This window comes from Limnobacter sp. (assembly GCF_043511195.1).
Taxonomy (GTDB): domain Bacteria; phylum Pseudomonadota; class Gammaproteobacteria; order Burkholderiales; family Burkholderiaceae_B; genus Limnobacter.
On the sequence record NZ_CP121330.1, the window covers coordinates 2,035,898 to 2,062,136 of the forward strand.

General features: G+C 52.4%; 17 protein-coding genes and 4 tRNA genes. 18 read left to right on the plus strand and 3 right to left on the minus strand.

Features of this window, described 5'->3' with window-relative positions; genetic code table 11:
• The first annotated feature begins 58 nt into the window (after positions 1 to 58).
• Positions 59 to 1,159 (plus strand): efflux RND transporter periplasmic adaptor subunit, encoded by a 1,101-nt coding sequence (locus P0D43_RS09720; RefSeq protein WP_394672299.1) that lies wholly within the window; start codon positions 59 to 61, stop codon positions 1,157 to 1,159.
• Positions 1,156 to 4,233 (plus strand): efflux RND transporter permease subunit, encoded by a 3,078-nt coding sequence (locus P0D43_RS09725; protein WP_341236654.1) that lies wholly within the window; start codon positions 1,156 to 1,158, stop codon positions 4,231 to 4,233. Before P0D43_RS09720 ends, P0D43_RS09725 begins: the two co-directional genes overlap by 4 nt.
• Positions 4,234 to 4,247: 14 nt before the next feature.
• Here the strand turns inward: P0D43_RS09725 and P0D43_RS09730 are convergent, their stop codons facing one another.
• Complete coding sequence (locus tag P0D43_RS09730; protein WP_159568628.1) at positions 4,248 to 5,093, minus strand: squalene/phytoene synthase family protein; 846 nt, start codon at positions 5,091 to 5,093, stop codon at positions 4,248 to 4,250.
• An 87-nt stretch (positions 5,094 to 5,180) separates the two neighbouring features.
• On the opposite strand from P0D43_RS09730, the gene P0D43_RS09735 reads away from it, so the two are divergent.
• From P0D43_RS09735 to P0D43_RS09775, 9 genes are all read left to right on the plus strand, one after another.
• Positions 5,181 to 5,265: transfer RNA gene (locus tag P0D43_RS09735), tRNA-Leu, on the plus strand.
• A 166-nt stretch (positions 5,266 to 5,431) separates the two neighbouring features.
• The gene (tig, locus tag P0D43_RS09740; RefSeq protein WP_159568627.1) at positions 5,432 to 6,736 is read left to right on the plus strand and encodes a trigger factor; all 1,305 of its coding nucleotides are present in this window, start codon (positions 5,432 to 5,434) and stop codon (positions 6,734 to 6,736) included.
• Positions 6,737 to 6,757: 21 nt separating this feature from the next.
• Positions 6,758 to 7,405: an ATP-dependent Clp endopeptidase proteolytic subunit ClpP gene (gene clpP, locus P0D43_RS09745; protein WP_159568626.1), complete on the plus strand. Its 648-nt coding sequence runs from the start codon at positions 6,758 to 6,760 to the stop codon at positions 7,403 to 7,405.
• 64 nt (positions 7,406 to 7,469) lie between these two features.
• Positions 7,470 to 8,741, plus strand: a complete 1,272-nt coding sequence (gene clpX / locus P0D43_RS09750) for an ATP-dependent Clp protease ATP-binding subunit ClpX (protein ID WP_394672300.1) — start codon at positions 7,470 to 7,472, stop codon at positions 8,739 to 8,741.
• 162 nt (positions 8,742 to 8,903) lie between these two features.
• Positions 8,904 to 11,312 carry an endopeptidase La gene (lon, locus tag P0D43_RS09755; protein ID WP_159568624.1) on the plus strand — a complete coding sequence of 803 codons (2,409 nt, stop codon included), beginning with the start codon at positions 8,904 to 8,906 and terminating at the stop codon, positions 11,310 to 11,312.
• Between the two features lie 214 nt (positions 11,313 to 11,526).
• Positions 11,527 to 11,799, plus strand: coding sequence for an HU family DNA-binding protein (locus tag P0D43_RS09760; protein WP_105029303.1), 273 nt, complete (start codon positions 11,527 to 11,529; stop codon positions 11,797 to 11,799).
• Between the two features lie 107 nt (positions 11,800 to 11,906).
• Positions 11,907 to 11,982: transfer RNA gene (locus P0D43_RS09765), tRNA-Val, on the plus strand.
• Positions 11,983 to 12,007: 25 nt separating this feature from the next.
• A tRNA-Asp gene (locus P0D43_RS09770) sits at positions 12,008 to 12,084 on the plus strand.
• Positions 12,085 to 12,228: 144 nt separating this feature from the next.
• A complete protein-coding gene (locus tag P0D43_RS09775) occupies positions 12,229 to 14,133 on the plus strand; it encodes a SurA N-terminal domain-containing protein (protein ID WP_341236652.1) in 1,905 nt (634 codons plus the stop codon).
• A 61-nt stretch (positions 14,134 to 14,194) separates the two neighbouring features.
• Here the strand turns inward: P0D43_RS09775 and P0D43_RS09780 are convergent, their stop codons facing one another.
• Positions 14,195 to 14,848 (minus strand): arylesterase, encoded by a 654-nt coding sequence (locus P0D43_RS09780; RefSeq protein ID WP_159568622.1) that lies wholly within the window; start codon positions 14,846 to 14,848, stop codon positions 14,195 to 14,197.
• Between P0D43_RS09780 and P0D43_RS09785 the strand changes: the two genes are divergently transcribed.
• Complete coding sequence (locus P0D43_RS09785) at positions 14,847 to 15,527, plus strand: ABC transporter ATP-binding protein (RefSeq protein ID WP_159568621.1); 681 nt, start codon at positions 14,847 to 14,849, stop codon at positions 15,525 to 15,527. The genes P0D43_RS09780 and P0D43_RS09785 overlap by 2 nt on opposite strands.
• On the opposite strand, the gene P0D43_RS09790 is transcribed toward P0D43_RS09785, so the two are convergent.
• Complete coding sequence (locus tag P0D43_RS09790; RefSeq protein WP_394672301.1) at positions 15,486 to 17,153, minus strand: NAD(P)H-hydrate dehydratase; 1,668 nt, start codon at positions 17,151 to 17,153, stop codon at positions 15,486 to 15,488. The two genes, P0D43_RS09785 and P0D43_RS09790, sit on opposite strands and share 42 nt — an antisense overlap.
• A 104-nt stretch (positions 17,154 to 17,257) precedes the next feature.
• Here P0D43_RS09790 and purL point away from each other — a divergent pair, with 104 nt between their 5' ends.
• From purL to P0D43_RS09820, 6 genes are all read left to right on the plus strand, one after another.
• Positions 17,258 to 21,310 (plus strand): phosphoribosylformylglycinamidine synthase, encoded by a 4,053-nt coding sequence (gene purL / locus P0D43_RS09795; RefSeq protein ID WP_394672302.1) that lies wholly within the window; start codon positions 17,258 to 17,260, stop codon positions 21,308 to 21,310.
• On the plus strand, positions 21,311 to 21,988 hold the full coding sequence (locus P0D43_RS09800) for a uracil-DNA glycosylase (RefSeq protein WP_341236648.1): 678 nt from the start codon (positions 21,311 to 21,313) through the stop codon (positions 21,986 to 21,988).
• 10 nt (positions 21,989 to 21,998) lie between these two features.
• Positions 21,999 to 23,984: an excinuclease ABC subunit UvrC gene (gene uvrC / locus P0D43_RS09805; protein WP_394672303.1), complete on the plus strand. Its 1,986-nt coding sequence runs from the start codon at positions 21,999 to 22,001 to the stop codon at positions 23,982 to 23,984.
• An 84-nt stretch (positions 23,985 to 24,068) separates the two neighbouring features.
• Positions 24,069 to 24,638, plus strand: coding sequence for a CDP-diacylglycerol--glycerol-3-phosphate 3-phosphatidyltransferase (gene pgsA, locus P0D43_RS09810; RefSeq protein WP_159568616.1), 570 nt, complete (start codon positions 24,069 to 24,071; stop codon positions 24,636 to 24,638).
• 22 nt (positions 24,639 to 24,660) lie between these two features.
• Positions 24,661 to 26,007: a DUF3422 domain-containing protein gene (locus tag P0D43_RS09815; RefSeq protein ID WP_341236646.1), complete on the plus strand. Its 1,347-nt coding sequence runs from the start codon at positions 24,661 to 24,663 to the stop codon at positions 26,005 to 26,007.
• A gap of 67 nt (positions 26,008 to 26,074) precedes the next feature.
• Positions 26,075 to 26,164 (plus strand) — tRNA-Ser (locus tag P0D43_RS09820).
• Positions 26,165 to 26,239 lie beyond the last annotated feature (75 nt).

Genomic DNA, 26,239 nt, shown 5'->3' on the forward strand with positions numbered 1-26,239 from the left:
CGTTTGATTACAACGACAATTGCGCAGATAACAATAAATTCACTCTGTTGAGCGATCCATGTCCCAAAGCCGTTTGTTCTCGCCTGTTGTATGGGCCGCCGTTGGCTCGCTGCTGCTTGCCGCCTGTTCCCGTCCTGAAATAGACACCTCCGAAGTGATTCGGCCTGTGCGCGTAATGGCACTTCAAGCGGCCGGAAGTACCTTTGAAGAAAGTTTTCCTGGTCAAATTGAGCCTCGTATTCAAGCACGGCTGAGTTTTCAGGTGGGTGGTAAATTGACCGCACGCCTTGTCGAAGTGGGGGACAAAGTAAAGAAAGGCCAGGTGCTTGCCAAGATTGACCCCCAAGACTTAAGCCTTGCCTTGCAGGCTGCGCAAGCGCAGTTTGATGCGGCGGCGACTGAACAGGCTCAGTTGAAAACTGACCTGGAGCGTGCGAAAACCCTGAAACAACAAAACTTTGTCAGCCAGGCCGAACTGGATCGCCGCCAGTTGGCACTGGATGCCGCCAGTAGCCGTTTAAGCCAGGCACGCGCTCAATTGAGTACGCAGGCCAATCAACGCCAATATGGCGACTTGCGCGCTCCGGGCAGTGGTGTGATTTCCAGTGTGTATGTCGAAGTGGGGCAGGTAGTGGCACCCGGACAGGCTGTGGTGCAATGGGCTGATGAAAACGAAGTGCAGGTCAGCATGGCAGTACCCGAAAGCAGGGTTAGCGATCTTAAACCGGGGCAGGACGCACGTGTTTTGCTGTGGTCTGGCAAACAAGCCTTGAATGCCAAAGTCCGGGAAGTTTCACCGGTGGCCGATCCGGTTACACGCACTTTTGCTGTGTTACTGGACGTCGATGACCCATTAAAACTCTCGCGCTTTGGAATGAGTGCCACCGTGGAGTTCACTAAAGAGAGCAAATCCAATGCTTTCAAATTACCGATTTCGGCCTTGGTGGCAGAACACACAGGTGCCTTTGTGTGGGTATTCGACGAACAGCAAGGTGTGGTCAACAAAAGAGTAGTCCAGCCTTACGCTGTGTCTGAAAGCGACTTTCTGGTGAAAGAAGGGTTAAACAACGGCGACTTGATTGTCACTGCGGGTACGCATGTTCTGAACGAAGGCCAAAAGGTTCGCCGCTTCGTCGAATCCAGCGATCTTTCCAAATGAGAAAAATCAACCTTTCGCGTTGGGCGCTTGAAAACCAGCCTTTGGTTCGCTACCTCCTGGCGGTGTTTGTCTTTGCAGGTGTGGCCGCGTTCTTCTCTTTGGGTCAGGAAGAAGATCCGCCCTTTGTTTTTCGTGGCATGGTGGTGCGAGCCTACTGGCCAGGTGCCACAGCCATGCAAATGGGGCAACAGGTTGCCGATCCCATCGAAAAGGTGATTCAGGAAATTCCCTACGCGTACAAAATCCGGTCATATTCCAAGCCGGGTGAAACTGTGATTTTTCTTCAGCTTGATGACAGCGCACCCCCCAAGCAAGTGGCCGACATTTGGTACACCACGAGAAAGCGGGTCAGCGACATGGCAGGAACCCTGCCGCGCGGTGTGGCAGGGCCATTCTTCAACGACGAGTTTGGTGACACTTTCGGCGTGCTGCTTGCTTTCTCTGCGGATGGGTTCAAGTATGCGGAGTTGAAAGATTTTGTAATACAAGTGCGGCAGGAAATGCTGAAGGTCCCCGATGTCGCCAAGGTTCAGTTGTTTGGTGTTCAGCCAGAGAAGGTCTTCATCGACATATCGCATTACAAAATTGCGCAATTGGGAGTTTCTGCGCAAGACATCTTCAATCAAATCAACAGCCAGAATGCTGTGACCTCTCAAGGTGTTTTAAGCCTGGAAAACCAAAAAGTGTGGTCACGTGTTCAGGGGCAGTTTGAATCGATCGAAGACATTGCCAACACCCCGATTCGGGCGGGCAAAAATACACTGTTGCTCAAAGACATTGCCCATGTGCATCGTGGCTATCAAGATCCACCCGTTTCCAAAATGCGCTTCAATGGCAAAGAGGTGATCGGGCTCGGTATCTCCATGGTCAATGGTGGTGACATCATTCGCCTTGGCCAAGAGTTAGAGAAGGTGGAACGACGAATTCTCGCTGAACTTCCAATCGGTATTGAACTACAACGCGTTGCGGATCAACCCAAGTCAGTGAGCACCTCGGTCAGCGAGTTTGTGAAGGTGTTGATTGAAGCAATTGTGATTGTTCTGGCTGTCAGCTTTTTGAGCCTTGGTCTGCACAGCAAACCGTTTCGCATTGATACGCGACCTGGCCTTGTGGTTGGGTTGACCATTCCGTTGGTACTGGCGCTGACTTTCCTGGCCATGTCCTTTTTCAACATCAACCTGCACAAAATCTCCTTGGGCGCGCTGATTATTGCCTTGGGTTTGTTAGTCGACGATGCAATCATCGCAGTTGAAATGATGGTTCGCAAACTGGAAGAGGGCTATTCACGCTTCGATGCGGCCATATTTGCTTATGACTCCACCGCCATTCCAATGCTCACGGGCACGCTGATTACCGCAGCGGGTTTTCTGCCCATTGCTTTGGCTCAATCTGCAGCCGGTGAATACACCTACTCAATTTTTGCGGTGACTGCGATTGCGCTGGTGTTGTCGTGGTTTGTGGCAGTTATTTTTGTGCCCTACATTGGTTATTGGTTGCTGAAGAAGCCCAAGGACGGTGAGGGGCATTCCGAGGTATTTGACACCCCGTTTTACCAGCGATTCCGCCAGTGGATTGAGGTGTGCGTGAATCACCGCTGGATCACGATTGCAGTCACCGTGCTTGCGTTTATCGGGGGCGGGTATTCTTTCAAATTCATTGAACAGCAGTTTTTCCCTGATTCCAACCGCCTGGAGATCATGGTGAATTTGTGGTTGCCCGAGGGAACCGCATTTGAAGAAACAGAAAAACAGGCCATTCGCCTGGAGCAGTGGTTGGCCAATCAACCCGAAGTGCAAGGTTATGCGAGTTTTGTTGGCGACGGGGCACCGCGCTTTTACCTGTCGCTTGATCAAAAGTTTGTGCAAAGTAACCTGGCCGAACTGATCGTGATTCCCAAAACCTTCGAAGACCGTGAGGTACTTCGAGGCAAACTCAAAGAGCACCTGGAAAGTAGTTTTCCCGATATTCGTCCGCGAATTACCTTGTTGCCCAATGGGCCACCCGTGACCTATCCCGTTCAGTTTGTGGTGCAGGGCCCTGATCCGCGCGTGGTGCGTGTGGTGGCCGACAAGGTGAAAGAGGCCGTGGCATCGAGTGAATACACCCGCGGCACGCATGACAACTGGAATGAAAACATCAAGGTTATGAAAGTGGAAGTGGACCAGGCCCGTGCACGGGCCTTGGGAGTCAGCAGCCAAAGCATTGCCGAGTCCTCGCATGTTATTTTGTCGGGCGCCACCATAGGGCAGTACCGTGAAAACAACCGTCTGATCGACATTGTGTTTCGTAACCCCGAGAGCGAGCGCGACACCCTGGCTGAGCTCATGAATGCCAACGTGCCCACGGCAAGTGGCTCGTACGTACCCTTGTCACAGGTGGGCAAGGTCGATATGAGTTTTGAGCCGGGCGTTATCTGGCGTGAGGGTGGGGAATTCGCAATCACCGTGAAGGCCGATGTGGTGTCGGGTATTCAAGGCACCACGGTGGCTTTGGCCATGAACAAAGCCCTTGACCCCTTGCGTGCAGAGCTGCCACTTGGGGTGGGTGTGAAGCTGGATGGTCTGGCTGCCGATTCTGGCAAAGCCCAGCAGTCGATCATGGCCAGCGTGCCATTGATGCTGTTTATCGTACTTACCTTGCTGATGCTGCAGCTCAAGAGCTTCGGCAGAACCTTGCTGGTCTATTTCACTGGCCCACTGGGTATTATTGGTGCGGCTTTGGCTTTGATCATTACCGCACGCCCGTTTGGATTTGTGGCACAACTGGGTGTCATTGCCCTGTTTGGCATGATTATTCGAAATTCGGTGATCTTGGTAGACCAAATCGAACAAGACAGGGCAGCAGGCGTTGATCCGTTCGAGGCCATCATCGGTTCAACCATTCGGCGTTCGCGTCCAATTTTATTGACAGCCGCCGCCGCCGTGCTAGCCATGATCCCGTTGATGCGTTCCCAGTTTTGGGGGCCCATGGCCGTGGCCATCATGGGGGGCCTAATCGTTGCCACCTTGTTAACTCTGTTTTTCTTGCCGGCGCTTTATGCCGCAGCGTATCGGATACGCAAGCCAAGGTTGTGACCTGAGTAAATTCCTCACCACCTCAGCACTTGTGTGGTCCACGCGGTGCTGAATTTCTTGAAAGGGGTGATGATTTTTTGTTCGGTTAACATTTTGTTGCCTGCCGCCTCATGCACCTTCAGTTCTGCAACGCGCATTCTGAACAACGCCCGCAGTGGCCTGGCAAACAGGCGTTGGTCTGCCGGCATGGTTTTCCAGGCACCGTTGGCTTTCTCAAGCAAATGTTCGCCCACTTGCTGAAACAAAGACCTGGTGGCCTCACTGTGCTCCCTGCGTTTAAGTTGTTCGGCAGTTACGCCATGCTGGGCCAGCACATCAACTGGCAGTGGTTGAAACCCTTGGTCCAAGTACTTGGCCAGCCGAAGAAGCTGACACAGCTGGGTGGCGGTGGTCCAGAATTCCAGCAATTCAGTGCAATCTGTGTCGGAATCTGTAAAACGGGCTTGAATCACCTTGCCCCACGGTTTGGTCTCTTGCAGAACATCGTTGTGCCAATCCGCCAAACTGTTGTAGCGCTTGGGCTCGCAACCACTGGCCACGCTGTTGATCAATTCTCCCCAATGCTCAGGGGGTATTTTTGCAATCACTGGTTTTGAAATGGCCGTGATAACAGGGTGGGGGTTGCTGTTTTCTACCGCGTTGGCCAAGGCGTTTTGCCACCAGCCCAGTTTGACCTGTGTCAGGCCAGCCTCAAGCTGTTTCAGGCAAGCCTGGCGTAATTCGTGGTTCAGCGTAAAGCAGCCCAGCCAAAACGCTTTGAATTCATCGGTTTGAAACAGCGTTGCATAGTGCAGGGAGGCAGTTTCTCCACTCACTTTCTCGCGGCAGTAAGCAAGCGGATTTTCAAGAGATACAGCCATATCACCTTCTAAATGGGGGTAATGCAGTCAATAAATGACATTGTAAGGGCTTAAAAGTTAAAATCGGGCTATAATGCGCGCCTACATGCGGATGTGGCGAAATTGGTAGACGCACCAGATTTAGGTTCTGGCGTAGCAATACGTGAAGGTTCGAGTCCTTTCATCCGCACCACCCCTCTTGTGCCCCGGGTATATCGCTTCTGGGGCGGTCCAGTTTTACCAAGCCCCCGCCAAAGCAGCTTCATACTTGTGTAAGATATCGGCAATTGTAGAGCCTTTACGCCCATTAACCATCCCCTTGGCCAACCTCGCCAGGGCAACTAGTTCAAGAGTTCCAAATGACTGAAACAACCACCACTGCCAGCTCACTCGAGAAAACCATTTCCTTGAAGCTGTCGGTTGAAAAAATCAATGCTGAAGTTGAAAAGCGCCTGAAAAAGGTGGCTCGCACAGCTCGCATGCCCGGTTTCCGCCCAGGTAAAGTGCCCATGAAAATGGTGGTACAGAACTACGGCCCTCAAGTACATTCCGAAGTGTTGAGCGACGAAATCGGCCGCACATTCAGCGAAGAAGTTCAAAAGCAGGATCTGCGAGTGGCTGGTCAGCCCCGTATTGAAGCCGCCAAGGACGCTGCTGATGACGCATTCGAATTCAATGCGATTTTCGAGGTGTTCCCTGAAGTGAAGTTTGGCGACTTTGCCACGCTTGAAATCGAGAAAACAGTGGTTGAGGTTTCTGACTCTGAAGTGGACAAAACCATTGAAATTTTGCGCAAGCAGCGCGCAAACTTTGCCGAGGCCGATCGTGGCTCAGCAGAAGAAGACAAAGTAACTCTGGATTTCGTTGGCAAAATTGACGACGTACCCTTTGATGGTGGTACTGCTGAAGACTTCTCGTTTGTCATTGGCAAGGGCCAAATGCTGCCTGAATTCGAAGCCGCAGCAAAAGGCTTGAAAAAAGGCGAAGAGAAAACTTTTGATCTGGCATTCCCCGAGGATTACCACGGTAAAGATGTCGCTGGCAAAACTGCCCAGTTCACAATCACAATCAAGAAAGTTGAAGGTCCACAGTTGCCCGAACTGAACGAAGAGTTCGCCAAGGCCATGGGCATTGCCGACGGTTCACTGGAAAAGCTTCGTGACGATGTTCGGGTTAATTTGAGCCGCGAAGTCAGCAATCGCACCAAGGCACAAACCAAAGAAGCGGTGATGAACGCCTTGTTGAAAGTGACTGAATTCGATGTGCCCAAGGCCCTGATTCAATCTGAAACAACTGAACTGGCCTCTCGCGCCCGCCAGGACCTGAAAGCCCGTGGCATGCAGAATGTTGAAGAAATCCAGTTGCCGGAAGACATTTTTGCTGCACAAGCCGAGCGTCGCGTTCGCTTGGGTCTGATCGTTTCAGACTTGGTGAAAGACAACAGCTTGCAAGCCAAACCCGAGCAAGTGCGTGCCTTCATTGAAGAGCAGGCTCAAAGTTATGAAAACCCCGCTGAAGTGATGCAGTGGTATTTTCAAGACCGCGCCCGTTTGGCGGATGTAGAAGCGGTTATTCTGGAAGACAATGTGGTTGAATTCGCTTTGAACAAATCCAAAGTGGTTGAAAAGAAATTGTCCTTTGACGAACTGATGGGAAATAAATAAATGATGTGGAACCCTCGCTCTATGACTAACAACATGAACAATTCTGGTGCGCTTGAAACCCAAGGCAATATGTATGTGCCCATGGTGATTGAGCAAAGTGGTCGGGGCGAGCGGGCCTATGACATTTATTCGCGCTTGCTCAAGGAGCGTGTCATTTTCCTGGTTGGCCCAATCAACGACCAAATGGCCAACGTTATCGTGGCCCAAATGCTGTTCCTCGAGAGCGAAAACCCGGACAAAGACATCGCCTTGTACATCAACAGCCCTGGTGGATCTGTGTCTGCGGGTATGGCCATTTATGACACCATGCAGTTCATCAAGCCCGATGTGTCTACATTGTGCACAGGCTTGGCTGCCAGCATGGGTGCCTTCCTGTTGTCCTCTGGCACCAAAGGCAAGCGTTTTTCCTTGCCCAACAGCCGCATCATGATTCACCAGCCTTTGGGTGGTGTTCAGGGGCAGGCATCCGACATTGAAATTCACGCCAAGGAAATCCTGTATTTGCGTGAAAAATTGAACGGAATACTGGCTGAGAACACAGGTAAGTCAATTGAAGAGATTGCACGAGACACAGATCGTGATAACTTTATGGGTGCAGACTCTGCAAAAGAGTACGGCTTGATTGACGACGTGTTGAAGCACCGTGTGTCACCGGCCGACAAGAAGTAACTGCAGTAACATTAAACCTGGATTTCTTGATTGCCCCCACGGGGGGCTTTCCAGAGGATAAAAGATGTCAGAAAAGAAAGGCTCCAGCGAAAAGCTACTGTATTGCTCCTTCTGCGGCAAAAGCCAGCATGAGGTGAAGAAATTGATCGCAGGGCCCTCTGTGTTCATCTGTGATGAATGCATTGAGTTGTGCAACGACATTATTCGCGACGAAGCAGCCGAAGCCATTGCCACTGGTGGTGGCGACAAACTGCCCACTCCCCAGGAAATTCGTTCAATTCTTGATCAATATGTGATCGGTCAAGACAAAGCCAAGCGCGTGTTGGCTGTAGCGGTATACAACCACTACAAGCGCTTGCGCCACATGAGCAAGAAAGACGACATTGAGTTGACGAAAAGTAATATTTTGCTGGTCGGCCCCACGGGCTCTGGCAAAACATTGCTGGCGCAAACCCTGGCCCGTTTGTTGAATGTGCCATTTGTGATTGCCGATGCAACCACGCTGACCGAAGCGGGTTACGTGGGTGAAGACGTCGAAAACATCATTCAGAAGCTGCTGCAAAGCTGCAACTATGAAGTTGAGAAAGCGCAGCGCGGCATTGTCTACATCGACGAAATCGACAAAATTTCCCGCAAGTCCGACAACCCGTCCATCACGCGCGACGTGTCGGGCGAGGGCGTTCAACAGGCCTTGTTGAAGTTGATCGAAGGCACCGTGGCATCCGTTCCTCCACAGGGCGGTCGCAAACACCCCAATCAAGACTTTGTTCAAATTGACACAACCAACGTGCTTTTCATTGTGGGCGGCGCGTTTGAGGGTCTGGACAAGGTGATTCGCAATCGTTCCGAGCGCTCCGGCATTGGCTTTGGTGCCACCGTGAAAAGCAAGGAAGAGGGTAACGTTGGTACCCTGCTGGCAGAAGTCGAGCCAGAAGACTTGATCAAATTCGGTATCATCCCCGAGTTGGTGGGCCGTTTGCCGGTGATTGCCACGCTCGAAGAGCTCGATGAGCCAGCACTGATCGAGATTTTGACAAAACCCAAGAATGCCATGGTCAAGCAATTCGAGAAGTTGCTTGAAATGGACGGAGCGGAACTTGAAGTTCGTCCATCGGCCTTGAGTGCAATCGCCAAAAAAGCGATTCAGCGCAAGACCGGCGCGCGCGGTTTGAGAACCATTCTTGAGCAGGCTTTGCTGGGCATCATGTACGATCTCCCTGGTGATACCAATGTCAAGAAAGTGGTGATTGATGAAAACACAATCAATGGTGTTGGCCAGCCTTTGTTGATCTACGAAGACCAACCCAAAGTAGCCAGCAGCAAAGACAAATCCTGATGCAGCAAACCAGATCAAAACAGATTGCAAAATGATTAAAAAAGCCCAGCTCAACAGTTGGGCTTTTTCTTTTCAGTGGTATTGTTTATTTGTCGTGAAATAAAGCTTGAATAAGCGCGTTTTAACCCCACTGTAGGGTTATGCATTTAATAGGTGATTCATATGTCAGCAACTAACGTGCTTCCGGAACAACCCATCGAATTGTCATTGCTTCCTTTGCGGGATGTGGTCGTATTTCCACACATGGTGATTCCTCTGTTTGTGGGCCGTCCAAAATCCATCAAGGCACTCGAAATCGCGATGGAAACAGGCAAAAGTATTCTACTGGTGGCGCAAAAATCTGCCACCAAGGACGAACCCAGCGACAAAGACATTTACAACATTGGCTGTGTGGCCAATGTTCTTCAAATGCTGAAGCTGCCCGACGGCACAGTGAAGGTACTTGTTGAAGGCGTGCAGCGTGCCCGCTTGACCAAGGTAACGGACGAAGGCACTCACTTTGCAGCCACGGCCTTGCCCTTGTTGCCCGATCCTTCGCAAAGCCCCGAGACCGAGGCCATGAAGCGTGCCGTTATGGCACAGTTCGATTCCTACGTGAAATTGAACAAAAAGATTCCGCCGGAAATTCTGACATCGCTGGCCAGCATCGAAGACATTGGCCGCTTGGCGGACACCATTGTTTCGCATCTGCCTTTGAAGCTTGAGCAGAAGCAGTCCATTCTGGAAACCTTCAGTATTGCCCAACGTCTGGAAGCCTTGCTGTCACAACTCGAAACCGAGATTGACATTCTTCAGGTGGAAAAGCGCATTCGCGGTCGTGTGAAGCGCCAGATGGAAAAAAGCCAGCGCGAGTACTACCTGAACGAGCAAGTGAAAGCCATCCAGAAAGAACTGGGCGAGGGCGAAGACGGCGCGGACATGGAAGAGCTGGAAAAGCGAATCAAACTTGCACGCATGCCCAAAGAAGCCTTGAAGAAAGCCGAGGCTGAGTTGAAGAAACTCAAGCTGATGTCACCCATGTCGGCCGAAGCCACGGTGATTCGCAATTACATCGATGTGCTGGTGGGTTTGCCTTGGAAGAAGAAAACCAAAATCAACAATGATTTGGCCAACGCAGAGAAAGTGCTGGATGAGGACCATTATGGTCTTGAGAAGGTCAAGGAACGCATTGTTGAATACCTCGCGGTGCAGCAGCGCGTTGACAAACTGAAGGCGCCAATTTTGTGCCTGGTAGGGCCTCCTGGTGTTGGTAAAACATCGTTGGGTCAGTCTGTCGCCAAGGCAACAAACCGCAAGTTTGTTCGCATGGCGTTGGGTGGTGTGCGCGACGAAGCCGAAATTCGTGGTCACCGCAAAACCTACATTGGTTCTATGCCTGGCAAGGTGCTGAACAGCATCACGAAAGTGGGTGTTCGTAACCCGCTGTTTTTGCTCGACGAAATTGACAAGATGGGTCAAGACTTCCGTGGTGATCCCGCATCGGCTTTGCTCGAGGTGCTTGATCCGGAGCAGAACAGCACATTTGTGGACCATTACGTTGAAGTGGAATACGACTTGAGCGACGTGATGTTTGTGGCCACTGCGAACTCACTGAATATTCCGCATGCGCTGCTTGATCGTATGGAAGTGATTCGCTTGAGCGGTTACACCGAAGACGAGAAAGTGAATATTACGCAAAAGTATTTGCTGCCCAAGCAGTTGAAAAACAATGGCGTGAAAGACGAAGAGCTGAGTGTTTCCGAAGCTTCGATTCGGGATGTCATTCGCTACTACACCCGTGAAGCGGGTGTGCGTGGCCTTGAACGTGAAATGTCCAAGATTTGCCGCAAGGTTGTGCGTCAAATGGTGCTGGGCAAGAACGAAAAGAAAGTGCAGGTGACGCCAAAGAATCTCGACAAATTCCTCGGTGTTCGTCGATTTAACTTCGGCATGGCCGAAAAAGAAAACCAGGTGGGTCAGGTGACTGGTTTGGCCTGGACAGAAGTGGGTGGTGAATTGTTGACCATTGAAACGGTGTCCATGCCGGGCAAGGGCAATGTGATTCGCACAGGTTCTTTGGGCGATGTGATGAAAGAGTCAGTTGAGGCTGCCCGTTCAGTGGTGCGCGCACGCGCAAATCGCTTGGGTATTCGCAACGACGCTTTTGAGAAACGTGACATTCACGTGCACGTGCCTGAAGGTGCTACACCGAAAGACGGACCTTCTGCAGGTATCGCAATGACCACCGCATTGGTGTCCACATTGACGAACATGCCGGTGCGTTCTGATGTTGCCATGACGGGTGAAATTACACTTCGTGGTGAGGTGTTGGGCATTGGTGGATTGAAAGAAAAGTTGCTGGCTGCACACCGTGGTGGCATAAAAACTGTGCTTATTCCTGAAGAAAATGTGAAGGATTTGGCGGAAATTCCAGCCAATGTGAAGAACAGTTTGGAGATTATTCCGGTGAAATGGATCGATCAAGTGCTGCAACATGCCCTTGAATCGCTCCCAGAGCCAGTCTCCGAGCCAGCCGAGGTGATTGCAGGCAAAGCTGATGAGGCTGCTGCAAACCCAAGTGTAAAGCACTGATATCAATCGACATTTTTAATGGACCTCCGCATGAAAATGTGGAGGTTTTTTTTTGTGCATCGCGGAAAGCCTTAGCTGGCTTGAAAAATAAGGGTTATCCGCCCGCAAAATGTGTTGACAGCTTGGTTTCAGGCATGTCTAAATTAAGAACTGGAAGCAACGTGGTGCCTGATTTTGGGCACTTTTTATTTGTCACCATGAGGGGGCTTTTTACATGAATAAAACCGAACTGATCGATCAAATTGCTGAGTCAGCAGAAATTTCCAAAGCGGCTGCTGGTCGCGCACTGGATGCAATGATTGCTGCTGTTAAAACTACTTTGAAAAAAGGTGGTTCAGTAACTTTGGTTGGTTTTGGAACCTTTGCAGTTGGCAAGCGTGCTGCACGTAGCGGCCGTAACCCACGCACTGGCGCAACAATCAAAATCAAGGCAGCCAAAGTGCCAAAGTTCCGTCCTGGCAAAGCCCTGAAAGACGCAGTGAACTAAATTTAAAATTTTTTTGACAAAAGGTATTGCAGGCCGAGTTAATTTGTATATAATTGCGGTCTTGGCTGATTCGCAGCATGACAAACACTAGCAAAACAGTGAGCGTCGGGTGCTTAGCTCAGTTGGTAGAGCGGAGCCCTTACAAGGCTTAGGTCGGGAGTTCGAGCCTCTCAGCACCCACCAACATTGCGAAACAGCAACCAACTTTGGAGTGGTAGTTCAGTTGGTTAGAATACCGGCCTGTCACGCCGGGGGTCGCGGGTTCGAGTCCCGTCCACTCCGCCAAACAAAAAAGGGAATCTTCGGATTCCCTTTTTTCATTTCCGGGCTCATTCATTTCCAACCCCAGCCGCGTTCCACACGGTTTTGTGGTGTATACCTTCAGGTATAGTATCCGCTTGTTGTTCAACACTAACGCCACCTAAAAACATGTTTGAATTCATCCGAAACAATCAGAAGATCATGCAGTTTGTGCTGCTGCTGTTTATTGCACCCGCATTTGCCTTGTTTGGTCTTGAGGGATACAACACTGTCAGCGCAGAAGCGAATGCGTTGGCGATTGTGGGCGATTACCCAATCAGCCAGGAAGAGTTTGATCAAGTAAAGCGTGAGCGAATCGAAGAAGCACGTGCACAGTCTGGCGACAACTTTGATCCCAAGGTGTTTGAGTCACCTGAAATCAATCGACAGTTGCTCGATACATTGGTGCTTCAATACCTGCTTCAGCAGTCTGTACAAAAACAGTATTTGACTGCGTCCGACAAGGCGCTGGCCGAAGACGTTGCCCGCACCCCTTTGTTTCAGGTCGATGGAAAATTTGATCTGGAGACCTACAAGCGTGAATTGGCAGCGCGCGGTTTAACACCCACGCAACATGAAGCCAATGTACGTTTTGGTTTGGCTCGGAACCAGGTGCTTGATCCGGTGTTGCGCGCATCATTTTTTCCCGAGACATTGAAAACGCAACTGGATGATGTTCAGTTGGCAGGCCGTGTGGTGCGAGTCAAGAATATTGATTTGGCTCCTTACCTGGCGAACGTGAGCATTACCGATGAGCAAGTGGCAGCATTTTATGAGGCCAACAAAGCGCAGTTCATGGCTCCACAAAAAGCCGATGTTGAGTATGTGGTGCTGTCGCCCGATACCATCAAATCCAAAATTGAAGTCAGCGATGCGGATATCGCAGCTTACTATGAGCAAAACAAGGCTCGCTTCTCGACACCAGAAGAACGTCGTGCACGCCATATTTTGCTGGACGCAGAGAAAGAGGGTGCTTCAGCCGACGAGTTGAAAGCGGCTGCTGAAAAAGTCTTGGCTGAATTGAAAGCCAACCCCTCGAAGTTTGCAGAACTTGCCAAGCAATATTCAATCGACCCAGGTTCAGCAAATCAGGGTGGCGACCTTGGGTTTTTTGGTAAAGGGGCGATGGTTCCCGAGTTTGAGCAGGCTGTATTCGCCCAGAAAAAAGGCGAGTTGAGTGGCCTGGTGAAAAGTCAGTTTGGTTATCACATCATTGAAGTTACAGATGTACGTGGCGGTGAAGTGCAAAGCCTTGACGAAGTGAAAGGCCAGATTGCAGACGAAATCAAGAGCCAGAAAATGACTGCCCAATATGCGGATGCGCAAGGCCGCTTCACCGAACTGGTGTACGAAGGCGGGCAATCGTTTGAGAATGTGATTAAGGCCTTGGGTGTGCAGGCGCAATCATTCAATGGTTTGACTCAAGGTGCTGCGAACGCGCCTGAGGTATTGAAAGATGCCAAGCTCATGGCTGAAGTCTTTTCGGCTGACTCCATTGAAAACAAGAACAACACCAAAGCGGTGCAGGTGGGTGAGGCCATGGTGTCTGCCCGCATTGTGAATTACGTGCCTGCAACCGCTCGCCCATTGGACGAGATGAAGCCTGTCATTCAGGCGCGCCTGAAGCAGGAAGAGGCGGCTAAGGCGGCTTTGAAAGACGCGGATGCCTTGGCGGCCAAACTGGATAGTGAAAAGCCACAGGCGGGCGCTGAGTTGCTGGATGGTTTTGCAGATCCAAGAACCGTATCCGCATTGAGTGCCGAGGGATTGCCCGGTTTGGTGGCTCAGTCTGTGTTGAACACGGGCGTGTCCGATTTGCCGAAAGCGAAAGTAGTGGGTTTGGGCAACAATGGTTATGCGGTGGCCTGGGTTCAAAGCAGTGCGCCGTCTACTGAGGTGAAGGCGAAGGCTGATCCGCAAGTGGTTCAATACTACGAAAATATCGCGGGCCAAGTGTATCAAGAGGCCCTGTTGTTGGCTGCTCGCGATGCAATGAAAAAACGTGTTGATGTCGAGATCAAGAAAACGTTTTAACGACCGGTCTCGGTAGTTGATCTCCGGCGCAATTGAAGGTTCTGCGCCGAAGATCAAAAAACTATTTCAATGTGGCTGAAAAAGTCGGCCAGATATTGTCAAGAATTTTAGGTTGTGCACCGGCATTGGGATGAATGCCATCGGCTTGAAAGGCCGTGGGATCCAGTGCAAACCCTTCCAGCATGAATGGCACCAAAGGCACTTTTTGCTTGCGGGCCACTTCGCCAAAAGTATCACCAAAGCGTCGTGCATAAGCAGGTCCGTAATTTGACGGAATTTGCATGCCGATCAATACAGCCTGTGTTTGATTGCGCCGTGCTGCGACCAACATATTGGTGAGGTTGTCTTTCATGGTGTCCAGTGACAAACCGCGCAATCCATCGTTGGCTCCCAATTCAAGAATCATGTGAGTGGGGTTGTGTTGTTTCAGCAGCGCGGGTAAACGCGTTTTGCCCCCTGCCGTGGTTTCACCCGACACCGAGGCGTTCACAACGTTGCAATAGGGGAACTTTTCAGTCAAACGACTCTCCATCAATGCGACCCAGCCTTGTTCTTTGGGCAGGCCGTATGCGGCGGACAAGCTGTCGCCCATCACCAGAATTTTGCATTCCTGGCCTTTATTCGAAGCAAAGCTGGATACACTGGTCGACAAGCCAAACGCGATCAGGCCAAATACCAAGGCGTTTTTAATTTTTTTAGCAGTAAAGGCAAACATGAGTCGTGCAATCCTCGAAGTCGAAGGTTTAAATCAATTGGTTCAAGACGGACAAAGCAGTTTGTCTATCCTTGAAAACATTTCGTTCACTATAAATCAAGGTGAAGCGGTTGCCATCGTGGGTGCTTCAGGTTCCGGCAAATCCACTTTGTTGGGCATGCTTGCAGGGTTGGACATTCCCTCTAGCGGTGCAGTTCGCTTTTTGGGGCAAGACTTAACTCAACTTAACGAAGACAAGCGAGCAGGCTTGCGTGCTGAACATGTGGGCTTTGTATTTCAGTCATTTCAGCTGCTTGATCACTTGAGTGCGCTTGAAAATGTCATGCTGGCCACAGAGCTTACGCCCATGCCCAATCGCGAAAAGGCTTGCAAGGAAATGCTGGAGCGTGTGGGCTTGGGTGATCGCTTAAACCACACACCCAAAACCCTCTCGGGTGGTGAACAACAACGTGTGGCATTGGCCCGCGCTTTTGTGCGTAAACCTACAATTGTGTTTGCCGACGAGCCTACTGGCAGCCTTGATTTTGCAACTGGGCAGCGAATTATCGATTTGATGTTTGATCTGCAAAAAGAGCAGGGCACCACCCTGATCTTGGTAACCCATGACGACAAACTGGCTGCCCGTTGCTCACGGCAATTAACTATTGCGGCGGGCGCCTTGGCTCAAGAGATGGTTTAAATGCGTTTTCATGCGCTGGGCAATTTCGCTGGCATGTGAAATGCCTAAGCCCTCCCGCTCGCGGCCCAGTGGCTCAATGGCCAGGCCGTGCAGGTAAACCGCAAACGAAGCCGCCCTGAACTCATCAAGCCCTTGCCCCAGCATGGCGGCCACAGCGCCGGCGAGTACGTCGCCACTGCCTGCCGTTGCAAGTGCAGGGCCACCGGTGGTATTGATTTCCATGCGTTTTGAATTGCAAATCAGGCTGCCGGCCCCCTTCAGTACCACTGTGCAATTGAACTTGCTGGCCAGCGACTGCGCTGCCTGAGTGCGTGCTGCCTGAATCATTTCGGTGGTGCTTTGTAACAGACGCGCCGCCTCCAGAGGATGAGGTGTGAAAACCATGGCTTTGCCCGGATGCTTGCGCCTGTAGTGTTCAAAATGCGCGCGCAGTGTCGAGTCGGCTGCCAGAATGTTCAGTGCGTCTGCGTCCCACACCATATTCAAACCTTTGTCGTGCTCAAGTGAGGTAAAAAGCATGTTCAAGGCTTCCTGACTTTGCCCCAAACCTGGCCCGATCACTGCGGTGTCGGCGAATTCCAGACTGTCTTCGATTCCCTTGTTCATGATCTCCGGGAACATCAAGTCGAGAAAGGGCGATTGACCTTGGCGTTGAACGTCGGGCAGGTGCATGTCGGCCTCATGAAGCAGGGTTAGGGCCACCCGACCGCAACCCAGCATCAGGGCTGTTCTGGCACTTAATACACAGGCACCCACCATGCCTTGTTGGCCGCCCAGAATGGCAATGCTGCCGAAGCTGCCTTTGTGGTGTTCATGATTGCGCAAGGGCAGGCGTTGCAGTTGCTCAAGCCGCGAAACAGCATGTATGACCGAACCCAAGCCGGCTGTTTGCACAAGCGTGTTGAGCAATGTATTGCAATTCAGTTCATCGATCCACAGTTCACCGCACAAGCCTTTGCCTTGCTGGCTTAACAGGCCTTGTTTACAAGCGAGAAAGCTGAAGGTTGTATGTGCGTGAATGACTTCGCCAGGCGCGTGGCCAGTGTCGCAGTTCAACCCGCTAGGGCAGTCCAGTGCATAGACCCGCGCTTTGCAGTGGTGGGAATTCACATGTTCAATCATTTGTTTGATCAGGCCCTCGGGAGACCGATCACAGGCAATTCCCAATAGTCCATCGACGATCACCGTGCCAGTGGTAATTTCAGGCAATGGCATGTTGGGCTCAAGCTCAATGGGTTGAACACCGTGGGCCAGCGCCCAAAGTACTGCTTGCATGCGGTCTTTGGAACCTGTTTTGCCTTCGGTAAGCTGATACAGATCCACCTGCAGGCCTTTGCGTTTTAGCTCCCCGGCAACAATACAGGCATCACCGCCGTTGTTACCGGGGCCCGCCAGTACCAGGCAGCGCGCTGAATGTGTCTCGCTGTGCACAATTTGATCCACAATTTTCAAGGCAGAGCGCACGCCTGCGGCCTGCATCAGCAAAAAAGAATCGATTTGCGCGAAAGCAGCCTGCTCCAATGCTCGAATTTGCTTCACAGACAGCACCGGCATTGATTTTTGGTCCACCTGCTGCCAGTTCGCATGGCCCAGGTTCTCAGGGTGTAAGTCAATCAGTTCAGGCATGTGCATTCCATGGAAATTCAGGGTGGTTTATCAAGGCTTTGGCCTCAGAAAGTGGGCTGTAGCACTTATAATTCAAGATTACCTCAACCACCCCCACTGCTGTCATGTCTCTTGCCCTGTCTTCGGCTGATCAATTCGATGTTTCAACCTTCAATGGCGCGTCTGCCCTGTCTGCTTTCCGTGCAGAAGGTTTGTTGAAACGCCTGCAAGCCATTGATGCGAATGTGTCGGCAGTGCGCGCACATTTCGTTCATTTCGTGGCCACCCGCGGCGCGCTGGAAGGAACGCAGCGCAAAGTGATGGAAGGTTTGCTCGATTATGGCCATGCTGCACCCGCACTGGATCGTGTTGACGTTAGTTGCGTGGTGGTGCCCCGCTTGGGCACGGTCAGCCCATGGGCGTCGAAGGCCACTGACATTGCCCACAACGCTGGTTTGGCCAACGTGGTGCGCATGGAACGCGGCATTGAATTTCAGCTGACGTTCAAAAAAGGTTTGCTGGGCGGCAGCAAATTGCCTGAAGGCGCGGCCTTGCAGGCTTTGAAGGCCGCACTGTACGACCGCATGACGGAAGCGGTATTGCCTGATGGCTTCGATGTGAAAAGCCTGTTCCTGCCTTTGCAAGGCAAGACGTTGCAGATTATTGAGCTGGGCCAGGTGGGCGAGGGTCGCAATTCATTGGTGAAGGCCAATAGCGAACTTGGCCTGGCCTTGAGCGAAGATGAAATCGATTACTTGCTGGAAGCCTACACCGCCATGGGCCGTTCGCCCACCGATGTGGAATTGATGATGTTTGCGCAGGCCAACAGCGAGCACTGCCGCCACAAAATTTTCAATGCCACCTGGACCATCAACGGGCAGGCGCAAGATGAAACCCTGTTCGGCATGATCCGCAACACCCACAAAACAACGCCGCAAGGCACTGTGGTTGCGTATTCTGATAATGCAGCAGTGATTGCCGGTGGGAGGGCTGAACGCTTTTTTGCGGATGCAGACGGTGTGTATCGCCCGCATGAAGAAACCACGCATTTCGTGATCAAGGTTGAAACCCACAACCACCCCACGGCCATTTCCCCTTATGCAGGCGCGGCCACAGGTTCAGGTGGTGAAATTCGCGACGAAGGTGCAACCGGCCGTGGTGCAAAGCCCAAGGCAGGCCTGTGCGGTTTTACCACCTCGCATTTGCGTTTTGACGGTGGCAAGGAAAGCTGGGAAAGCGGGCAGGACGCACTGATATCGCTGGAACAGCGTAGCGAGCAGCCACAGCCTGTTGGTATTCCCACGCGTATTGCAACGCCCGAACAAATCATGATCGACGGCCCGATTGGTGCGGCTGCGTTCAACAATGAATTTGGTCGCCCCAATCTGGGCGGTTATTTCCGCACCTTCGAGCAGCGTGTGGGCGACCGTGTTTACGGTTATCACAAGCCCATCATGATTGCGGGTGGCTTGGGCAATATTCGTGAAGTGCACACTCACAAGTGCGACTTGCCAGCGGGCAGCCTGCTGATTCAACTGGGTGGCCCCGGCATGCGCATTGGCATGGGTGGTGGTGCTGCATCGTCCATGAACTCTGGCTCGAACACCGAATCGCTCGACTTTGATTCAGTGCAACGTGCCAACCCGGAAATGGAACGTCGGGCACAGGAAGTGCTGGACCGTTGCTGGACTTTGGGCGAGGACAACCCTATTTTGAGCATTCACGACGTGGGTGCGGGTGGTATTTCCAATGCATTTCCGGAATTGGCCGATGCCTCGAACAAAGGCGCTGAATTCGATTTGCGCAAAGTCAACCTCGATGAAAGTGGCTTGAGCCCCGCTGAAATTTGGTGCAATGAATCGCAAGAACGTTATGTGATGGGCGTTGCACCCGAATCGCTTGAGTTGTTTACGCAACTTTGTGAACGCGAGCGCTGCCCGTTCTGCGTGGTGGGCGTGGTCACTGATGAGCGCCAGTTGAAAGTGCTGGACGCGGAAAGCACAAGCAACCCTGTTGACATGCCCATGGAAGTCTTGCTGGGCAAGCCACCCCGCATGGAGCGCAACGACAACCGCGTTGAAACTGTGAAAGCTGAAATGGATTTGACCCAAACTGACTTGGGCGAGGCCATTGAACAGGTGTTGAAATTTCCGGCCGTGGCTTCAAAGCGTTTCCTGATCACCATTGGTGACCGCACCGTGGGCGGGTTTACCGCGCGTGACCAAATGGTTGGTCCACACCAGGTGCCTGTGGCCGATGTGGCAGTAACCATCGACGACTACACCGGCTACGCAGGGCAGGCCATGGCCATGGGCGAACGCACGCCTTTGGCTGTGTTGAATGCACCTGCTTCAGGCCGCATGGCCATTGCCGAAAGCATTACCAACTTGTTGGCTGCACCTGTTGAAAAACTGGAAGACGTGAAGCTGAGCGCAAACTGGATGGCCGCCTGCGGCACGCCAGGGCAAGATGCCGCATTGTTCGACACCGTAAAAGCCATTGGCATGGAGCTGTGCCCACAACTGGGATTGGGTATTCCGGTTGGTAAAGATTCACTTTCCATGCGCACCCGCTGGAATGAAGGCGATGTGCAGAAGGAAGTGTTGTCACCAGTCAGTTTGATTGTGACTGCCTTCTCAAAAATCAACGACGTACGCGGCACACTAACGCCGGTGTTGAATACCACCGAGGACACCGTGTTGGTGTTGGTTGATTTGGCCCGCGGAAAAATGCGCATGGGTGCCAGTGTGCTGGCGCAAGTCACCAATCAGTTGGGCACCGATGTGCCCGATGTGGAAGACGCCAGCGACATCAAAAACTTTGCGCAGGCTTTGAGCGTTTTGCGCGAAAAAGGCTTGGTGCATGCTTACCACGACCGCTCCGACGGTGGCTTGTTGACTGCACTGGCAGAAATGAGCTTTGCAAGCCGCAGTGGTTTGTCAATCAACCTTGATTTGATCACAATCGATCCGTATTCAGCCGATTGGGGCGACTTTAAAATTCGCCCCGAGCAGGTCAGCGTGCAGCGCGGTGAACTCACCTTGAAAGCCTTGTTCAATGAAGAACTGGGTGTGGTGTTGCAAGTACCCGCAGCGCAAAAAAGTGAAGCCATGCAGGTGCTGCGCGATTTCAACCTGAGCAAGCACAGCAATATTATTGGCAAGCCAAACGACCGAGATGTAATTGAGTTTTATCGCGATGCCAAATGCATTTACTCGGAAACCCGGGCCAAGCTGCAGGGGATTTGGGACGACACCAGCTATCAAATTGCCAAGCGCCGTGACAACCCGGCCTGTGCAGAAAGTGAGCACAAAGCAGCTGCGGAATTGCCCAATGCTTTGGTGTGGAAGCCCGGTTTTGACATCACAGAAAACCCGGCAGCACCTTTCATCGCCACCGGAGCAAAGCCGCGCGTGGCAGTACTGCGTGAGCAGGGCGTGAATGGTCAGCTTGAAATGGCTGGTGCATTCACCTTGGCCGGTTTTGAGGCCGTGGATGTGCACATGAGCGACTTGCTGACCGGCAAGCGCAAGCTGGCAGATTTCCAGGGCTTGGCCGCCTGTGGCGGTTTTAGCTACGGCGACGTGTTGGGCGCCGGCGAAGGCTGGGCGAAAACCATTCGCTACAACAGCGTACTGGCCGACCAGTTTGCTGAATTTTTTGGCCGCAACGATGTGTTCGGTTTGGGTGTTTGCAATGGTTGCCAAATGATGGCCACGCTGGCTGATCTGATTCCCGGTGCAACACACTGGCCCAAGCTGATGCGCAATGAAAGCGAGCAATATGAAGCACGCTTGGTGAATGTAAAAATCAACAAAACCCCATCCATTTTGTTGAATGGCATGGAAGGTTCGGTGGTGCCTGTGGTGGTTGCGCACGGTGAAGGTCGCGCTGATTTCTCTCGTCAGGGTAACCACACCAAATTAAGTTCTGATGGTTTGGTGGCGGTGCAGTATGTGGACTCGCAAGGCGAGACCACTCAACAGTATCCGTTCAATCCCAATGGCAGCCCCGAGGCACTGGCCGGTTTCACCACGCCAGATGGCCGCTTTACCATCATGATGCCGCACCCTGAACGCGTGTTCCGCAATGTGCAAATGAGCTGGGCACCGAAAGATGCGGGCGAGTTTTCACCATGGATGCGTTTGTTCTACAACGCGCGCAAGGCATTGGGTTAAATGGAAAAAAAATTGGCATGGCAACCCTTGGCGATGGACCAGCAATGGCCGGCCAAGGTGTTTGATGTGCATTGCACGGCATGCCCGCGTCTGTGCGCTTTTCATGAACAGAATCGCGAAAAGTTTCCAGGTCATTTCAATGGCCCGGTGCCGCCTTTCGGCCCTGCCAACGCCGAGCTGTTGATTGTGGGCCTGGCGCCAGGTTTGCATGGTGCCAATCGCAGTGGGCGCCCATTTACGGGCGATTATTGTGGTGACCTGTTGTACAGCACTTTGCACAAGTATGGTTTTGCCAACAGGCCTGTTTCCTTGGCAGTGGGCGATGGCATGCAACTATTGAATGGACGCGTTAGCAATGCCGTGAAGTGTGTTCCGCCTGAAAACAAACCCACGCCTGCAGAAATTAAAACCTGCAACCAGTTTATTGCGCACGAATTCAAAGTACACCCACCGAAAGCTGTTCTGGCCTTGGGTTTGGTGGGTCACCAAGCCGTGTTGAAAGCCATGGATCAAAGGCAGAGCGCATTCAAGTTTGGCCATGCAGCCGAACATGATCTGGGTGCGTTTCGTTTATTCGACAGTTACCATGTAAGCCGCTACAACACGCAAACAGGCCGGCTTACCGTACCCATGTTCGAGGCTGTGCTGGAATCGATCAGCCATTTCCTGAAAGCGTAAGGGCAGGGCGATGACCGAAGATCAGCAGTCGTCAGACTCCCCTTTTGATATTGCCGCATTTCTGAAGGATTTGACCACGCGTCCTGGCGTGTATCGCATGATCGACGCAAGCGGCACGGTGATGTACGTGGGCAAAGCGAAGAACCTGAAAAAACGGGTGTCGTCGTATTTTCAGAAAACCCATGCGAGCCCGCGCACCAGCCACATGGTTGAGCGCATTGTGCGCGTTGATGTCACGCCCACCCGCACGGAAGCGGAAGCGCTGCTGCTTGAAAACAACCTGATTAAATCGCTTAGCCCGCGTTACAACATTCTGTTTCGGGACGACAAAAGCTACCCCTACCTTCGCCTGACCAACCACAAATACCCGCGTGTGGCGTATTACCGTGGCGCTGTCGATAAAAAGTCCCAGTTTTTTGGGCCATTTCCCAATGCGTGGGCAGTGAAGGAAAGTATTCAGGTGCTGCAGCGCGTGTTTCTGTTGCGCACCTGTGAAGACACAGTTTTTGCGCATCGGTCACGGCCCTGTTTGCAGGCCCAAATTCAGCGTTGCAGCGCACCCTGTGTGAACTGGATCAGCCCTGAAGATTACGCAAAAGATGTGGAAGCTGCTTCTCGCTTTTTGCGGGGTGACCACAAAGCGGTGTTGGCCAGCCTGGAAGAGAAAATGCTGGAGGCCAGCGGCTTGCTGGAGTTTGAGAAGGCGGCCATGTACCGCAACCAGTTGGGTGCGCTAAGCCGCGTGTTACAAAAGCAGTCGGTGGACACCACGGGCGGCGATGACGACGCAGATATTATTGCCGTGGTGATCAAGGGTGGTGCAGTGTGCGTAAACCTTGCCATGGTGCGTGGCGGTCGGCATCTGGGCGACAAGCCCATGTTTCCCAGCGTGGCACAAGCCAGCGAGGACATTGGTCCCGAGGTGCTGGAAGCGTTTTTGAGCCAGGCCTATGTGGATCGCCCAATTCCGAACCTGTTGATCGTGAATCAGGATCTGGATGCGCCCGAATTGCTGATGGCACTCAGCCAGCAGGCAGGTAAAAAAATCAATCTGATTCGACAGCCGCAAAGCGAGCGACGCAAGTGGCTGGACATGGCCGTGGACAATGCGGAAATCGCCATTGCCCGGCGAATTGCTGAACAGGGCTCAGCCCAGTTCCGAACCCGTGCACTGGTCGAAACACTGGGCCTTGAAACACGGCTTGAAGAAGCTTTGCAGGCGGGCGAGGCGAACAGCCTCTTGGGTGGCACCATCAAACCACTGGGCGACATTGCCAGCGATTCCGTTTTACCACCCGGCACGGAAGCTGCCGTGGACACACCGCCCGAGGACATTGATTTGCTGGCCACCTTGCGCGTGGAGTGTTTTGACATATCGCACACCGCAGGCGAGGCCACACAGGCTTCGTGTGTGGTGTTTCACAACCATGACATGCAAAGCCGTGAATACCGCCGGTACAACATTGAAGGCATTACGCCGGGTGATGACTACGCAGCCATGCGCCAAGCGGTAACCCGCCGCTATCAGCGCGAGGGCAAAGCCCCAATTGTCATGCCGCATGTGGTACTAATCGACGGTGGCAAGGGGCAAATTGAAGTGGCCCGGCAAGTGTTTGAGCAATTGGGCCTGGACATCGGCCTGATCGTGGGCGTGAAGAAAGGTGAGAACCGCAAGGTGGGCCTGGAAACCCTGGTGTTTCCCGACGGTAGGCCGAGCCTTGAGCTGGGCCCTGGGCACCCTGCGCTCATGTTGATTGCCCAGATTCGGGATGAAGCCCACCGGTTTGCAATCACCGGCATGCGAGCCAAACGGGCAAAGACTCGCCAGGTGTCTGAACTGGATGAAATTGAAGGCATTGGTGCGCGGCGCAAACAAAAGTTACTCACCCGTTTTGGCGGTTTGAGGGGGGTTAAAGCGGCCAGTGTGGAAGATTTGCAAACAGTCGAAGGGATCTCCAAGACGCTGGCTGAAGAAATTTATCGGCGTTTGCATTGAAGATGTGTGCCTCAACAGACGTTGGCGCTGATATATTCTGTACCTCTATACCGTGTATTTTTACTTAACAAAAGAAAAACAGATATGCCAATGAACCTGCCCATGATCCTGACCTGGGTCCGGATTATTTTGATTCCACTGGTTGTCGGCATTTATTTTCTGCCTGAAACAGTGATGTCCATTTCCATGCAAAACTGGGTGGGTGCCTGGGTGTTTGTGTTCGCCGCCATTACCGATTTTGTAGACGGTTACCTGGCCCGCCGCTGGAATCAAACTTCCGCCTTTGGTGCGTTTCTCGACCCGGTGGCTGACAAGCTGATGGTGGGTGCCGCACTGATTGTGTTGGTTGATCTTGGGCGTATTGGACCCTTCATTGCGCTAATCATTATTGGCCGCGAGATCACAATTTCTGCATTGCGCGAATGGATGGCAAGCATTGGTGCGCGCAACAGCGTTGCAGTGAACTGGCTTGGCAAGTTCAAAACCATTGCGCAAATGGTGGCCATACCCATGTTGTTGGCCAATGAAACCTGGATGGGCATTGATTTCCGCTTACTGGGTACCTTGGGAATTTATGTGGCTGCGGTATTAACTGTGTGGTCGATGTGCTATTACTTGATGAAGGCATGGCCTGAACTTCGCGCTCGAAGTTAAGCGCCCACCAATCTTGTTTGTCATGAATAAAAGTAACTTATTGCCCCAGCCATACCCTTTGCGGCAAGCGCTGAATGATGAAGTCCATTCTCGCCCCACCGAGGCCTTGTGGCCGCAGGAAAGAGTGTTCCACATTGCTTTGCTGGTACAGGGCGAGGTCACGCCCGAGATTGTCGCGCAATTGCAGGCTTTGGTGGACTATTGTGGATGCAAACCAGTTTCCGATGAGGAATTGGCTGCTCCCCAGGTCAGCTTGAGCCTGTGTGGAGGCGAATCGGCCTTGCGCCTGCGCTTGGAGCGCCACAATGAATTCATTACGCTCACATTTTTTGAGCGTGCCGACCATGCAATAGTTTTTGATCGCCCGGTTACCCGCCGCTTGCCACCAAGCTGGATGGCAGCTTTGCCTGGCGTCATGCTGGTGGCCATTGAGCTGTTTGTTCAAAAAACAGAGAGCTCTCGCGAACCACGCAGTGTTGCAGGCTATTTTGATGGCAACACCTTGATCGGCGGCATGATTGCGAATGGGGCCGGGCAGGTGTTTTCCGACCTTCGAATTGCTGATCGCGGCGCTACCCGTATTCTGATTTGTAATCTGAAAATGGGGTCTCGCCAGTTGGGGCGGGTGGTGCAGCGCACGATCGAGATGGAAACCTATCGCATGATGGCGCTGCTGAGTTTTCCTGTGGCGCGTGCCACATTGCCGAAGCTGTCGTCGCATGAGGATCGCCTGGTGAAGCTGGCCACTGAAATGGCGGCCACCAGCAAAACGGAAGACTTGGCTGAGGTGACTTCCGAAGATGTTGAGCTGGATCGCAAGTTGTTGAGCCACTTGACTGACCTGGCGGCCAAGGTCGAGCAGTTAAGTGCTGAAAACCGCGTGCGGTTCACTGCGGCAGAAGCCTACACCGATTTGGTGAAAAAGCGGATCGCCGAGTTGAAAGAAATCCCCATGGTGGGCATGCAAACGTTTGGCGAGTTCATGGATCGCCGTTTGGGCCCCGCGATGAAAACCTGTACCTGGACAGCACGCAGGCAAGATGAGTTGGCTGCCCGTATTTCCCGAGTTACCCAATTGTTGCGGACCCGCGTGGAAATTGAGCGGGAAAGCCAGAATCAGCGTTTGCTCACCAGCATGGACAAGCGTGCAAAGGTTCAGTTGCGTTTGCAGGAGACGGTAGAAGGTCTTTCGATCGTTGCTATTTCTTACTACGGCGCGAGTTTGGTAGGTTATTTGGCCAAAGGGCTAAAAACCATGGGAGTGCCTGTTTCGCCTGATTTGGCGATCGCTGTGGCCATACCCACCATTGCTGTGTTGTCGTATGTCAGCATGCAAGCCATGAAAAAGCGCATGGGCCTAAAGGGTTAGCGATATTCCACGATTTCATTCGAGAGTGTTTCCAAAACCAAGAGTTTATGGTTATAATTGCGGGCTCGGAAGCTTGGCAGAGCGGTTGAATGCACCGGTCTTGAAAACCGGCGAGGGTGCGAGCCCTCCGTGAGTTCGAATCTCACAGCTTCCGCCAAAAACATAGAAACCCGCCCTTGTGGCGGGTTTTTTGTTTTTGCGACCTGTGAGTAGATTCGAACGAATGGATGTT